This window comes from Bradyrhizobium sp. CCH5-F6, from assembly GCF_001556045.1.
GTDB lineage: Bacteria > Pseudomonadota > Alphaproteobacteria > Rhizobiales > Xanthobacteraceae > Bradyrhizobium.
In genome coordinates this window covers 1-14,397 of the sequence record NZ_LSIC01000190.1, presented here as the reverse complement: position 1 = coordinate 14,397, position 14,397 = coordinate 1, and the positions used below count along the sequence as shown (strand labels likewise).

At 65.2% G+C, this 14,397-nt stretch carries 10 protein-coding genes and 1 pseudogene; 2 read left to right on the top strand and 9 right to left on the bottom strand.

Features of this window, described 5'->3' with window-relative positions; all coding sequences use genetic code 11:
• Window positions 1-92: 92 nt before the first annotated feature.
• From scpB to AX729_RS32515, 6 genes and pseudogenes are all read right to left on the bottom strand, one after another.
• Window positions 93-857 (bottom strand): SMC-Scp complex subunit ScpB, encoded by a 765-nt coding sequence (scpB, locus tag AX729_RS32540; RefSeq protein WP_061028191.1) that lies wholly within the window; start codon window positions 855-857, stop codon window positions 93-95.
• Window positions 858-878: 21 nt separating this feature from the next.
• On the bottom strand, window positions 879-1,718 hold the full coding sequence (locus tag AX729_RS32535; RefSeq protein ID WP_061028190.1) for a segregation and condensation protein A: 840 nt from the start codon (window positions 1,716-1,718) through the stop codon (window positions 879-881).
• On the bottom strand, window positions 1,715-2,743 hold the full coding sequence (gene nagZ, locus AX729_RS32530) for a beta-N-acetylhexosaminidase (RefSeq protein WP_061028189.1): 1,029 nt from the start codon (window positions 2,741-2,743) through the stop codon (window positions 1,715-1,717). The genes AX729_RS32535 and nagZ overlap by 4 nt, the downstream gene beginning before the upstream one ends.
• A gap of 46 nt (window positions 2,744-2,789) precedes the next feature.
• Window positions 2,790-4,302 (bottom strand): annotated as a pseudogene (locus tag AX729_RS32525) (SPOR domain-containing protein).
• Between the two features lie 140 nt (window positions 4,303-4,442).
• Window positions 4,443-6,233 carry an arginine--tRNA ligase gene (argS, locus tag AX729_RS32520; RefSeq protein ID WP_061028188.1) on the bottom strand — a complete coding sequence of 597 codons (1,791 nt, stop codon included), beginning with the start codon at window positions 6,231-6,233 and terminating at the stop codon, window positions 4,443-4,445.
• Window positions 6,234-6,242: 9 nt separating this feature from the next.
• A complete protein-coding gene (locus AX729_RS32515; RefSeq protein WP_156457318.1) occupies window positions 6,243-7,451 on the bottom strand; it encodes a deoxyguanosinetriphosphate triphosphohydrolase in 1,209 nt (402 codons plus the stop codon).
• A 124-nt stretch (window positions 7,452-7,575) separates the two neighbouring features.
• On the opposite strand from AX729_RS32515, the gene erpA reads away from it, so the two are divergent.
• Window positions 7,576-7,905, top strand: coding sequence for an iron-sulfur cluster insertion protein ErpA (erpA, locus tag AX729_RS32510; RefSeq protein WP_025036472.1), 330 nt, complete (start codon window positions 7,576-7,578; stop codon window positions 7,903-7,905).
• Window positions 7,906-8,015: 110 nt separating this feature from the next.
• Here the strand turns inward: erpA and AX729_RS32505 are convergent, their stop codons facing one another.
• On the bottom strand, window positions 8,016-10,289 hold the full coding sequence (locus tag AX729_RS32505; protein ID WP_061028186.1) for a hybrid sensor histidine kinase/response regulator: 2,274 nt from the start codon (window positions 10,287-10,289) through the stop codon (window positions 8,016-8,018).
• Window positions 10,290-10,422: 133 nt separating this feature from the next.
• Here AX729_RS32505 and xth point away from each other — a divergent pair, with 133 nt between their 5' ends.
• Window positions 10,423-11,220, top strand: coding sequence for an exodeoxyribonuclease III (xth, locus tag AX729_RS32500; RefSeq protein WP_061028185.1), 798 nt, complete (start codon window positions 10,423-10,425; stop codon window positions 11,218-11,220).
• An 18-nt stretch (window positions 11,221-11,238) separates the two neighbouring features.
• Here xth and AX729_RS32495 read toward each other — a convergent pair whose 3' ends face one another.
• Both AX729_RS32495 and ilvD read right to left on the bottom strand, forming a co-directional pair.
• Window positions 11,239-12,066, bottom strand: a complete 828-nt coding sequence (locus tag AX729_RS32495) for a tetratricopeptide repeat protein (RefSeq protein WP_061028184.1) — start codon at window positions 12,064-12,066, stop codon at window positions 11,239-11,241.
• Window positions 12,053-13,774, bottom strand: coding sequence for a dihydroxy-acid dehydratase (ilvD, locus tag AX729_RS32490; RefSeq protein WP_061028183.1), 1,722 nt, complete (start codon window positions 13,772-13,774; stop codon window positions 12,053-12,055). Before ilvD ends, AX729_RS32495 begins: the two co-directional genes overlap by 14 nt.
• Window positions 13,775-14,397: the final 623 nt, after the last annotated feature.

Here is a 14,397-nt window from a genome sequence, read left to right as displayed (position 1 = left end):
AAAAACAAGGACCAAGGCGGCGCCAATTCGCTGTCGGCGCTACGCAATCTTGCTAGTGTTAACCGGTCGCACGGCGCGGAACCGGCGGGCTATCACGCCTCGGAACCGCCTTCGCTGCCAGTCTCGCCGCCGCCCTCATTGTCACCTTCAGCCGTCTCGGGCTCGACCGCAGGCGCCAGCGCAAGATCCAGGTCCTCGCCCGGTTCGAGCGGATCCTCGTCCTCCCGCAGGGCCGGGTCATCGGACGGCGTCGGCACGCTGAATCCGGTCGGCAGGCGCGAATCCAGCAGGCCCGTGCCCTTCAGCTCTTCCAGCCCCGGCAGGTCGCCGAGCTGCTCCAGCGTGAATTGCGACAGGAATTCCTCGGTGGTTCCGAAGGTCAAGGGACGGCCGGGCGTCTTGCGCCGTCCGCGCGGCTTGATCCAGCCGGTCTCCAGCAGCACGTCGAGCGTGCCCTTTGAGGTGACGACACCGCGAATCTCTTCGATCTCGGCTCGCGTCACGGGTTGGTGATAGGCGATGATCGCCAGCACCTCGATCGCAGCGCGCGACAGGCGGCGGGTCTCGGTGCTTTCCCGCGTCATCAGCCAGGCGAGATCGCCGGCCGTGCGGAACGTCCATTTGTTGGCGACGCGGACGAGGTTGACGCCGCGCGCGGCATAGTCGGCCTGCAATTGCTCGAGCGCTGCCTTGACGTCGACGCCCTCGGGCATGCGCTTGGCCAGCGTCGCGGTGTCCAGCGGCTCACTCGAAGCAAACAGCAGCGCTTCCAGCAGCCGCAATTCCTCGGGACGCGCCTGGGATTCGTTCTCCATCGGCTCGGCCTCTTCTACCCGCACTTCAGCCAGGCTTGCCATGGCAGATTCTCCTTCTTGCACTTAAGCGACCGGCGCATCAGGCGCAGGAGCTGCGTCCGGGACCGGCTTTGGGCGCCCCTTCCGGAAATAGATCGGCGCAAACGCCTCTTTCTGATTCAGTTCGAGCTGACCTTCGCGCACCAATTCGAGCGCGGCGGCAAAGCTCGATGCGAACACCGTTGCCCGCTGCGTCGGATCGGCGACGTGTCGGATCAGGAAGTCGTCCAGCACGCCCCAGTCATCCTGTTCGTTCAGGCTGCCGACCAGCCGCTCCAGCGTGGCGCGCGCTTCGGCAAGCGACCACACCGTGCGCTTGGCCAGGTGCACGCTCGCCAGCACGCGCGACTGGCGCTGCGCCGCATAGGCGGTGAGCAGGTCGTACAGCGTCGCCGTGTATTTCGGATGCTTGATCTCGGCGATCTGCTCGGGCTCGCCGCGCGGGAAGATGTCGCGCTGCAATTGCGGCCTGTTCATCAGCCTGTTGGCGGCTTCGCGAATGGCTTCCAGCCGGCGCAGGCGGTTCGCCAGCGCCGTCGCCATCTGCTCCGCACTCGGGCCTTCCGCACTCGGCGGCTCCGGCAGCAGCAGGCGCGACTTCAGGAAGGCGAGCCAGGCCGCCATGACGAGATAGTCGGCGGCAAGCTCCAGCCGGATCTTTCGCGCGGCTTCGATGAAGTGGAGGTACTGGTCCGCAAGCGCCAGGATCGAAATCTTGGAGAGATCGACCTTCTGTTGCCGCGCCAGCGCGAGGAGCAGGTCGAGCGGGCCTTCATAACCCTCGACGTCGACCACCAATGCCGGCTCGCCCTCGGCAAGCTCTGCGGGCCGCCCGGTTTCAAACGATAGGATTTCTGCGGTCATGCCGATGCCGTGTTTGCCCGTGCGATCAATGCGTCCAGTTCGGCGCGTGCGGCCACGCGGTCGAACGGCTGCGGCGGCTTGCGTGCGGCGAGCGCGGCTCTCGCCCGCTCCAGCGCCCTGCCGGTCAGTTCAGGTGTCTGGCCGGCGACCTCGCGCATCTCCTCGATGTCGCCGTTGCAATGCAGAGCCACGTCGCAGCCGGCCGCGAAGATGGCGCGGGTCCGTTCCGCGATATTCCCCGACAGCGCGTTCATCGACACGTCATCACTCATCAACAAACCCTGGAACCCGATTGCGCCGCGAATCACGTCAGCGATCATTGTCGCAGATGTCGTCGCCGGATGGGCGGGGTCGACCGCGCTAAACACAACATGTGCAGTCATGGCCATCGGCAGATCTGCAAGTGACTTGAACGGGGCGAAATCGGTCCGTTCCAGCTCGTCCCTGGGCGTGTCGACCGTCGGCAGCCTGAAATGGGTGTCGGCGGTGGCCCGGCCATGCCCGGGAATATGCTTGAGAACCGGCAGCACGCCGCCCTGCTCCAAGCCCTCGGTGACCGCACGGGCAATCGCCGCGACCTTGCCCGGCTCAGTGCCGTAGGCCCGGTTCCCGATGACGGCGTCGGCGCCCGGCACGGGCAAATCGGCCAAGGGCAGGCAATCCACGGTGATGCCGAGTTCGGCAAGATCGGCTGCGATCAGACGGGCGCTCAGGCGCGCCGCGGCGAGCCCGAGGGCCGAATCAGTGTCGTACAAACTCCCGAATACGGCGCCCGGCGGATAGACCGGCCAGTGCGGCGGCCCAAGCCGTTGCACCCGTCCGCCCTCCTGATCGATCAGGACCGGCGCGTCGGCAGCACCCGCTACCGCCCGCAATTCCGAAACCAATGCAGTGACTTGGGCCGGTGTCGCGACGTTGCGCTTGAAGAGGATGAAGCCCCATGGGCGCTCGGCGCGGATAAACTCCCGCTCGGCGGCGGTCAGTTCCGTTCCGGATACGCCGGTAATGAAGGCCCGCGTGCTCATAACGGCCGATTAACGCTGCCCCGCGAGGGGGTCAAGGAAACGGCCGTTAATTCCTCTGGACGAAGCAGGCGGAAAGGCCTGCGGACTTCAGGCTGTTGCAAGCCTGCGTCGCCTCCTCGGCCGAAGCGTAGGGACCCGCGAAGGCGCGATAGACGATCCCCTTGCCCTTGTCGGTCAGATCGACCCGCTTGATCACCGGCGAACGGGAGCCGAGCACGCTGCCGTACTTGCTCTGAAGCACTCGATAGGACGCGGCGGCGCTGTCCTCACTCTGCTGGGAGGAGACCTGCACGATATAGCCGCCGCCGCTGCTTGGCGCGATCTGCGCCGGGTTGGTGGCAGCCATCCGCTGCGGAGGCTCGGCCGTGGATCCCGATTGCGGCGCGAGCGAAAGCGGCTGGGTGACGCTGGCATTTGCTGAGGTCGGCGGGTTGCGGGGCACGGCCGGCGCTGCGGGTGCGACGACGGGCTTCGGCGCCACCGCAGCCATCGGCTTGGCAGCGGCCGATTGCGGCACGGCGCCGTCGGCCTGATCGCCCTTCACAGCCACGGTCCTGATGGGACGCGGCGAATTGTTCGGCAGCGTACCGTTGCTCGCGCTCGGCGGCAGCGCCGTCGAACACCACGCGCGGGCCACCCGCCTTGGCGTTGACGTCGACTGGCGCCTCCTCGCGCGGCACGATCTTTTCAGTGCCGTCACCGCTGACCATGCGGTCCGGCACCTTGGCCGAGGAGTCCGTCGGCGCCGGCACGATCTTGGTCGGCGTGTTGTCGGCCTTGATGATCGGCGGCTCGCCGCTGCGGGGCGAGCCGATATAGGTCTTGTAGGCGAAGGCCGCGCCGGTGCCGACCACGGCCAGCGCCAGGATAGCTGCGACCGTCATGATGCCGCCGCGCTGCTTCTTCGGCTCGTCCAGTTCGGCCTCGGGGTAGTCGCTTTGGAACGCGTAAGGATCGTCCGGATAGGCCGGATCGCGCTGATAATCCTGCTCGCCTGTCTCCAGCCGGCCGTAGAGCGCATCGTCGTAGCGCGACGGATCGGGCTGCGCGTACGGCTCCTGATAGGCCTGCTCCTGGTAGGCCTGACCGTGCTCCTGGTAGACCTGACCCTGATGGGCCTGATCTTGATAAGAGAGATCCTGATAGGCCTGCGGCTGATGGACATCAGGCTCGGGCACGGCAGGCTCGGGCATGGAAGGCTTGGCCGAATAGCGATGCAAGGGATGCACCGGGCTCACGGAGACGGGATAGTCCGGCTCCGGCGCGGGTGCCGGCTGCACGTTGGCGCGTCGCATCCATGAGGGCGGCCCGGGCGGCGTCGGAGCCTGCTCGGCATAGTCCTGCCGATCATCGTCCTGGCGATAATCGTCTTCATGATAGCTCTGGGCGGGCGCTGCCGGCGGGCGGGCAGCCGGCCGCGACTGCGCTGCAAACGGATCGGTTTGTCCGATCAGGCGGGCGAGCTCGGCCAAGGGATCATTGTCCGCCCTCCCGTGCTGATCGCCACCGCGACCATAGTCATCGGGAGGAAACGGTCTGTCCTGATATCGTTCGGCCATCGTAATGATGCGTCCCTTCGGGAAAGCCGCGCGCCCCTCGACCAAGGCACGGCTTTCGACCCACAAGGCTTTCAACCAAGTCTAAGCGATCCGGCTTCTGCCGGTTACCCCCGAATTCTCCTTAGGTAGTTCGCCCCAAACTACCGCATCTCGTCCGGAGCATGGACGCCGAGGATGGCGAGGCCCGATGCCAGAACCGAGACGACGCCCTGGACCATGGCCAGCCGCGCCTTTGTAAGATCTGCATCATTATTGATAATGAAGCGTAAATAGGGCAAATCGCGCCCCTTCGTCCAAAGTGCGTGAAATTCGCTCGCTAACTCATAGAGGTAAAAGGCAATTCGGTGCGGCTCGTGGGCCGCGGCGGCGGCTTCGAGCATGCGCGGATATATTGCGAGGCGCTTGAGAAGTTCAAGCTCGACCGGGTCTGAGAGCCGTTCCACGGGCGACTCACTCAGCCAGGCGATGCGCTCGGCGGTATTCGCAGGCAGCTCCGGGAACACCTCGGCCCGCGCGTTGCGGAAGATCGAGTGGCCGCGGGCGTGGCCGTATTGGACATAGAAGACCGGGTTGTCGCGCGACTGTTCCATGACCTTGGCGAGGTCGAAGTCGAGCACCGCATCGTTCTTGCGGTAGAGCATCATGAAGCGGACGGCATCCTGGCCGACTTCATCCACCACCTCACGCAGGGTGACGAAGTCCCCGCTCCGCTTCGACATTTTCACCGGCTCGCCGTTGCGCAGCAACTTCACGAGCTGGACGATCTTGACGTCCAGCGCGCCCTTGCCGGACGTGGTCGCCTTCACCGCGGCCTGCATGCGCTTGATGTAGCCGCCGTGATCGGCGCCCCAGACGTCGATCATCTCCGCAAAGCCACGGTCGAACTTGTTCTTGTGGTAGGCGATGTCGGAGGCGAAATATGTGTAGGAATTGTCCGACTTGATCAGGGGACGATCGACGTCGTCGCCGTAGGCGGTCGCCTTGAACAGCAGCTGCTCGCGGTCTTCCCAATCCTCCACCGGCGCGCCCTTCGGCGGCGGCAGGCGGCCTTCGTAGATGTCGCCCTTGGCCTTCAGGAAATCGATGGTTTCGGCAACCCTGTTGTTGCCGGTCTCGATCAGCGAACGCTCGGAGAAGAACACATCATGGCGGATATTGAGGGCGGCGAGATCGTCCTTGATCTCGTCCATCATCATCGCGATCGCCTTGGCACGCACCGGCGGCAGCCATTCCGCCTCGCTCATCGCGAGGAGCTTGTCGCCGTGCTCCTTCGCCAGCGCCTGCCCGACCGGCTTGAGGTAGTCGCCGGGATAGAGCCCTTCCGGGATCGCGCCGATGTCCTGGCCGAGCGCCTCGCGATACCTCAGGAAGGCCGAGCGTGCGAGCACGTCGACCTGGGCGCCGGCATCGTTGATGTAATATTCGCGCGTGACGTCGTGACCGGCGAACTGGAGCAGGCTCGCCAGCGCATCGCCGAACACGGCGCCGCGGCAATGACCGACATGCATCGGCCCGGTCGGATTGGCCGAGACGTATTCGACATTGACCTTGGAGCCGCCGCGGACGCGGCCGTAATCGGGCCCCTCGCGCAGCACGGTCCGCAGCGCCTCGGCCCAGGCGGCCGGCTTCAGCGTCAGGTTGATGAAGCCGGGACCGGCGACGTCGACCTTGGCAATCAGCGCATCCGTGCGCAGCCGTTCGGCAATCTGCTCGGCGAGATCGCGCGGCTTTGCCTTTGCTTCTTTCGCCAGCACCATGGCAGCGTTGGTCGCCATGTCGCCATGGGAGGCATCGCGCGGCGGTTCGACCACCACGCGGGAGAAATCGATGCCCTCCGGCCAGTTGGCTTCCGCCGCGAGCGCTCGGCAGGCGGCGTGCACGCGTGCGAGCACATCGGCGAACAAATGCAGGGATGGAGCTGTGTCGGGCATGGCCGCCGCCTAACGCAAATCGGGGGTCGAGTCAAAGAGCCGCTGATGCTCGGTCAGGGCGAAACGGTCGGTCATTCCAGCAATGAAATTGCCGATCCGGCGGGCCCGGTCGCCCTCATTGTCCGCCTCTGCCCCCAGCAGCCATTCCGGCGGCAGCTCACCGGGGGATTTCAGGTATTTTGCGAACAGGTCGAACAGGATCTGCTCCGCCCTTCCCATCACCCGCATCACCCGCTCGTGGCGGTACATGTGCCGGTACAGGAACGTCTTGATGGCGGCCTCTTCCTCCGCGACTTGGGCCGGGAACGCGATCAGCGCCCGGCTCTGCTGGCGCACGTCCTGGGCCGATTGCGGCTTGACGGCGGCGAGGTTCTTCTGCGCCTCGGCGAATACCGCGCCGATCAGGTGCGAGATCAGCTCGCGCACCAGCTCGGCGCCGCGGCGGACATCTTCGAGATCGGGATAATGCGCCGAGGTCTCGGCGATGATCTCCGCTGTCAGCGGCATCGCCTTGAGATCGTCGAGGTGGAACAGGCCCGCGCGCAGGCCGTCGTCGATGTCATGGGCATCATAGGCGATGTCGTCGGCGATCGCGGCGACCTGCGCCTCCAGCGACGCGAAGCTCCACAATTCGAGGTCGTAGGTCTTGATGTAGTCGGCGATGCCGACGGGCACGCCGTGCTCGCGATAGCGCCCGACCGGCGCACCGCTGCGGTCGGTCAGCGGACCGTTGTGCTTGACGATGCCCTCCAGCGCTTCCCAGGTCAGGTTGAGCCCGTCGAACTCGGGATAGCGGTGCTCGAGCGAGGCGACGACGCGAAGCGTCTGGGCGTTGTGATCGAAGCCGCCGAATTCCTTCAGGCAGGCATCCAGCGCCCGCTCGCCGGCATGCCCGAAGGGCGGATGACCGAGATCGTGCGCGAGCGCCAGGGTTTCCGTGAGATCCTCGTCCAGTCCGAGCTGCCGGGCCAGCGCCCGGGCGATCTGCGCCACCTCCAGCGAATGGGTCAGCCGGGTGCGGTAGTGGTCGCCCTCATGGAACACGAACACCTGGGTCTTGTACTTCAGGCGGCGGAAGGCGGTGGAATGGATCACACGGTCGCAATCCCGCCGGAACGGGCTGCGGGTCCGGCTCGGGGGTTCGGCGACCAGCCGGCCACGGCTGCGATCGGGATCGCAGGCATAGGGCGCGCGGGGGGCTGCCATTCCGACGGACACGGCGAATTTAGTCCCTATCCATTTGATTCTGCGTATCCTCGCACTTAACTATGTCGGGCGCGGGATACCAAATGAATTGGGCAAATGAACTTGATATGACCGCGGGGACTATCGGAGACGAACGATGACGACTGCCGTGACCATCAGTGACCGGGCCGCACGCCGGATTGGGGAGATCCTCAAGGGCGAAGGCTCTGGCGCGATGCTGCGCATCTCCGTCGAGGGCGGCGGCTGCTCCGGCTTCCAGTACAAGTTCGACATCGACCGTGCCAGGACCGACGACGATCTCGTGATCGAGCAGGACAACGCCGTGGTGCTGGTCGACTCTGCCTCGCAGCCCTTCCTCGCGGGCTCACAGGTCGATTTCGTGGACGACCTGATCGGCGCATCGTTTCGCGTCAACAATCCCAACGCGACGGCGTCCTGCGGCTGCGGGACCAGCTTCTCGATCTGATCCGACCGGCTAAAGCGCGATGCGATTAGGATGAAACGTCATCGCGCTTTAGGTTGTTGTTTAAGCATGATCTTCTCGGAAAACCGCTGCGCACTTTTCCGGGTCATGCTTTAGGCGCCGGTGATCTGCCTCTCTTCGTCCGTCCACTCCACATCGGCCGGCATCAGCTCCGGCTGAAGCGGCGCGTCCTCCGACGCCAAGCCGCCGCCGTCCAGCGCGCGCAGCAAGGCTGCGACCAGCGCCGGCTTGCGCAGCGGCTTCGCCAGAAAATCCGACATGCCCGCTTCGCGGCAGGTCCTGACGTCCTCGGGGAAGGCGTTGGCGGTCAGCGCAACGATCGGCAAGGCTTCGAAGCGCCCGCCTTGCGCGCGGATCGCGCGGGTCGCGGCAAGGCCGTCCATGCCGGGCATGCGCACGTCCATCAGCACGACATCGTAATCGCCCTCCAAGGCGGCCGCGACGGCCTCGACGCCGTCGGTGACGACGCGCAGCTCGACTTCAAAGGCCCCCAGCATCTTGCTCACGACCATACGGTTGACGGCATCGTCCTCTGCGACCAGCACCTTCAGCGGCCGATCGCGGTCGGCGATACGAGCTTTCAGCTCCTCTGCCTCATCGCGCCCGGCCGCCTGATCGGACGCCTGCGCCTGGCTCCAGGGCAGCACCAGCGTGAAGCGGAAGGTCGAGCCCTCGCCCGGCGTCGAAGTGACGCCGATGGTGCCGCCCATCTGCTCGATGATGCGCCTGCTGATCGCAAGGCCGAGGCCAGTGCCGCCGAAGCGGCGGCTGATCGAGGCATCGGCCTGGGCGAAGTCGCTGAAGAGATGGCCGAGCTTTTCCGGGGCGATCCCGATGCCGCTGTCGGTCACCTTCCATTCGACGGTCGCGAGCAGGTCGCGGCGTGCCTGGCAGGTGGCTGATATCGTCACCTCGCCTTCGTCGGTGAACTTCACCGCATTGGACGCGAGGTTGAGCAGCACTTGGCGGATGCGCGCGACGTCGCCGCGCAAGGTCGGCGGCAGGGTCGGATCGAGCTCGACCTTGACCGTGAGCCCCTTGCTCTTGGCGCTCGCGCGGACGACGGTCGCGACGGCCTCGACCAGCGTCTGCGGGGCGAAGTCGATCGCCTCGAAGGTAAAGCGCCCGGCCTCGAGCTTTGACAGGTCGAGAATGTCGTTGAGGATTCGCTGGAGGTTGTCGCCGGACTCGCGGATCGTGGTGACGGCTTCGCGTTGCTCCGGATCAAGCCTGGTTTCGAGCAGCATGCTGGCGAGTCCGAGCACGCCGTTCATGGGCGTCCGGATCTCGTGACTCATCACCGCCAGGAAGTCCGACTTGGCACGGCTCTCCGCCTCGGCCTTTTCCGCGCGCCAGCGCTCGGTGACATCGCGCCCGAAGCCGCGATAGCCGAGGAAATGGCCTTCGCGATCGTAGGCCGGCTTCGCCGTCAGCGACCACAGCCGCGCCTCGCCGCCCGCGACGACCTTGAGATTCATCTCGTGCAGCGGCTCGGCCTGCTCCATCAGTCCGACGATGTTGTAGGCCGCGGTCTTGTCCTCTGGGCAGAGCATGTCGAGCACGTCGGCGAAATGCGATCCCTTGAGCAGCGGAAGCGGCAACTGCGCGACCGCAGCGAAGCGCTCGGGCACCTCGACCAGATGGCCTTCGGCATCAGTCCGCCACAGCCAGTCGCTGGCGTTCTCCTGAAACTCCTTCAGCAGCAGCGAGATGATCTCGGTCTGGCGCTCGAGCTCGAGCTGGGCCTTGAGATTGCCGAGGAACAGATTGCCTTGCGAGACGATGTTGCGCGCCATGAAGAATGCGAACAGCAGCAGGAACACCGAGGTCACCAGATACGGCCCGGTGCCGCACAAGAGCAGCGCGCCGGCGCAGGCGGTCGTCATGGTGGCGAGATAGACGAGGCCGGCGCGCGGGAAGGTCGAGAGCGTGAACGCGCCGCCCGACATCATGCCGACCATCAGGCAGGCCAGGATGAGCTGGCTGGTCGGCTCGATCCGGCTGAACAGCGCCAGCGGCAGCATGCCCCAGATCGCGGCGAGGAAAAGCGACCGCCGCCACGAACGCACCGCGAGCGAGGCGGTAGCGCCGAGCGTCAGGCCCCAGATCGCGAGGAAGTCGTTCCAGCCCCTGCCCCAGAACAGGATCAGCACGATGGCGACGTTGAGCATGGTGACCGCCATCGTCACCGGGATCAGCCGCGTCACCGCGTCGATCTGCTTGGCGCGGATGCGGCGGATCTCGCGATCGCTGAGATCGGCGATCAGGCCGTCCTCGATCTCGAAGCCGCCGAGCCAGTACAGGAACGCGCCGATCAGCCCGTCGCGCGGCTCAGTTCGCTTCATGGATTTGTCCGGCCATCCCATCCGAGAAACCTTTTGACGATCAATGGCCCGCCGCCTGCTTAGACCGGGTTAATTTTGTGGGAGATTTTGCGGCCGCCTTGACGGGCGCGTTTGCATTTTGTTCTAAGGGTGGCCCCGCCTGGAGCCCTCCCCAATGCCCATCAGAGTTGCCACCTGGAACGTGAACTCGGTCCGGCAGCGGATCGATCTCCTCCTGACCTGGCTGAGAGAGTGCCAGCCAGACATCGTCTGCCTCCAGGAGATCAAATGCGTCGATGAGGCCTTCCCGCGGCTGGAGATCGAGGCGCTCGGGTACAACGTGGTGACGCATGGGCAGAAGACGTTCAACGGCGTTGCCCTGCTCTCCAAATTCCGCTTCGACGAGACCAAGTCCGGGCTCGCCGGCGACGACGAGGATGCGCATGCCCGCTTCCTCGAAGGCGTGGTGACGCTCAAGCGCGGGGTGCTGCGCATTGCCTGCCTCTATTTGCCCAACGGCAATCCGGTCGGGACGGACAAATATCCCTACAAGCTCAAATGGATGTCGCGGCTTCTTGAGTATTCGAAGGAGCGTCTCAAGGAAGAGGTCCCACTCATCCTCGCAGGCGACTTCAATGTCATCCCGCATGCCCGCGACGTCCACAATCCCGCCGCCTGGACCGAGGACGCCCTGTTCAAGACCGAGACGCGCGAGAGCTTCCAGTCCCTGCTCGGCCTCGGCCTGACCGACGCCCTGCGGGCCGTCACCGACGAGCCCGGGCTCTACACCTTCTGGGACTACCAGGCCGGAGCCTGGCAGAAGAACCAGGGCCTGCGCATCGACCATCTGCTGCTGTCGCCACAGGCCAGCGACCGGCTCGCCAATGTCGGGATCGACAGCTATGTGCGCGGCTGGGAGAAGCCGTCGGACCACGTGCCGGTATGGGCGGATCTCGATCTCGAGGCGGCGTGAGGCCGCCGCCTTTGCGGCCTATTCGCGGCGGCCCTGCACCCACTGCTCCAGCATTTGCAGGCACATGGCGCGGTCGTCGTCCGAGGCCTTGGCGAAGGCGCGGTTGTAGCTTTCCTTGATCCAGACCTCATCGGGGCCGGCGCTGTCACGGGCCAGGGTCAGCCACATCAGACCGCGCGCGGCCTGCCGCGGCAGGCGGTCGCCGTTGAACAGCATCTGGCCGAGCAGTGCCTGGGCCTGGTGCTGTCCCTTTTGCGCGGCAAGGCCGAGCCAGCGCGCGCCATAGCGGAAGTCCTCGCGCGATGCGTCCGGCGTCTTCAGGTACAGCCGGGCGAGATCGTACTGCGCATCGGCGTTGCCGAAATATGACGCGGCATAGGAGAACATCTCCCGCGCCCGGTCGGGATCCGACTTGATCTTCGAATTCGGGATGCCGCTCAGATAGTAACGGCCGAGCGCGACAAAGGCGTTGGCCACGATCTGCGCCTGCGGCGCCGACGGGCTGTCCTCGGCATGCGCATTGGCGATCCGGCTGAAATATTCGAAGGCGCGCAAATCGTCCTGGGCCACGCCGTCGCCATTGGCGTACATGCGGCCGAGCTTCCACTGAGCGATGGGATGACCGCCCTCGGCCGCGTATTGCAGGGCACTGAGCGAAGTTTCCTGGGTCGCGACCGCGGGCGGAACCTTGCCGCGTACCGCGCCAGCCGCCCCCGGCAAGGTGGTCACGACCGGGATGGTCGCATCCTTCGGATTGACCGGTGCGCCGTCGAAGGCGAACGCCGGCGCGGCCAGCGCAGCTGCCCCGAACACAAACGCAACCATGACACGCCTAGATGTCCGCATAGCACTGTTTCTCGTGCGCGCCGCCCGGATGGGTCACTGCCCCACCGACCGCTGGTCCAACCTGCTGAGCATATTTCCAGAGCGCACCCGACGTATGGTTAGTCGCGCGCGCGCTCCATTTGGTTTTGCGCTGGGCGAGCTCGGCGTCGCTCAATTTTACGTTAAGGGTACCGGCGACCGCGTCGATCTCGATGATGTCGCCGTCCTCGAGCAGCCCGATCGGGCCGCCGATGGCGGCCTCCGGCCCGACATGGCCGATGCAGAAGCCGCGGGTGGCGCCGGAGAAGCGTCCGTCGGTGATGAGCGCGATCTTGCCGCCCATGCCCTGGCCGGTCAGCGCCGCTGTGGTCTGGAGCATTTCCCGCATGCCGGGGCCGCCCTTGGGGCCCTCGTAGCGGATCACGATGACTTCGCCTTCGCGGTAGGTGCGGTTCTGGACCGCCTCGAAAGCATCCTCCTCACGGTCGAAGCACCTGGCCGGACCGGTGAACCTGAGGTTAGACATTCCCGCGACTTTCACGATCGCACCTTCTGGCGCCAAATTGCCCTTCAGACCGACCACACCGCCCGTGACGGTGATGGGTTTGTCTGCCGGGTGCACCACGTCCTGGTGCGGATTCCACTTCACGCTTTTGAGGTTTTCGGCGATCGTGCGGCCCGTGACGGTAAGGCAATCACCGTGCAGGAAGCCGTTGTCGAGCAGCGTCTTCATCAGAAGCGGTATGCCACCTACTTCAAACATGTCTTTGGCGACATAACGGCCGCCTGGCTTCAAATCCGCGACATAAGGTGTCTTTTTGAAGATTTCGGCGACGTCGAACAGGTCGAACTTGATTCCGACCTCGTGCGCGATCGCCGGTAGGTGCAGCGCAGCATTGGTCGAGCCGCCGGACGCCGCGACCACGGCAGCCGCATTCTCCAGCGCCTTGCGGGTGACGATGTCACGCGGCCGGATGTTCTGGGCGATCAGGTCCATCACCTTCTCGCCCGCAGTCATGCAGAAGGCATCGCGGATCTCGTAGGGTGCCGGGGCACCGGCCGAGTAAGGCAACGCGAGGCCAATCGCCTCGGAGACGGTCGCCATGGTGTTGGCGGTGAACTGCGCACCGCAGGCACCCGCCGACGGGCAAGCCACGCGCTCGATCTCGTCGAGATCCTCGTCCGACATCGCGCCGACCGAGTGCTTGCCGACCGCCTCGAACATGTCCTGCACGGTGACCTGCTGCCCGCGGAAATTCCCCGGCAGGATCGAGCCGCCATAGATGAAGATCGAGGGTACGTTGAGGCGCACCATCGCCATCATCATTCCCGGCAGCGATTTGTCGCAGCCGGCCAGGCCGACGAGCGCGTCATAGGCGTGGCCGCGCACGGTCAGCTCGACCGAGTCGGCGATGCATTCGCGCGACGGCAGCGACGAGCGCATGCCGTCATGGCCCATGGCGATGCCGTCGGTGACGGTGATGGTGCAAAATTCACGGGGGGTGCCGCCGGCCGACGCAACGCCCTTCTTCACGGCCTGGGCCTGGCGCATCAGTGCGATGTTGCAGGGAGCGGCTTCATTCCAGCACGAGGCGACGCCGACGAAGGGCTGGTGGATCTGATCGGTGGTCAGACCCATGGCATAGAAATAGGAGCGATGGGGCGCGCGCGCAGGACCTTCCGTCACGTGACGGCTCGGCAGCCTCTGCTTGTCAATCTTTGCGGCCATCGCAACCAGTTTCCCCCGGCCAACCCTTTCAGACCCGAAAAATCAGAGCCAAGATTTGAATCGACCTTGGGATTTTCTCGTCGCCTTCGAAGACCGCCGCTTCCCTTAGAACATTAGAGCGATTTTATTCATGTTCGGGTGTGGCCAAAAAGCGGCGGCGATGCGAACCGCCAGCGACGAAGGGTTAAATCCGGCGGGAGTGTTGCGGAGACACAACAATCGTGGCGTGGAAGACACGAATGAAGCTACTTCGATACCTCCATTGGGAGGCCATCGGGCAGCTTCAGATTTGCGACGGACGCAGTGCGCTCATTTTGGCAGCGAGAACGGCGCACCATGCGGCTGAGTCGCTTCGCCATTGGCTGCCAATCTGCCGCTCGTGTCCCGGACAAGTTGCAAGGCGCGAGTGTTCGGCAAAGAGCCAGCTTCCGTTTTGCACGCAAACTGAAGACGCGCCTTCGCGTTCTCGCGGCTGAATTCGCCCGAGCTTTGCTTCGTCGCTCACCCTCTCGAGCCAAGAGGGCGCGGGGAAGGCCGGGTGCCGGCGGCACCCGCGGTCCGCTGCGCGAAATGCACACGCAGGAAGAACCGCACAGCAGCATACAGGTGAAGCCCAACACACG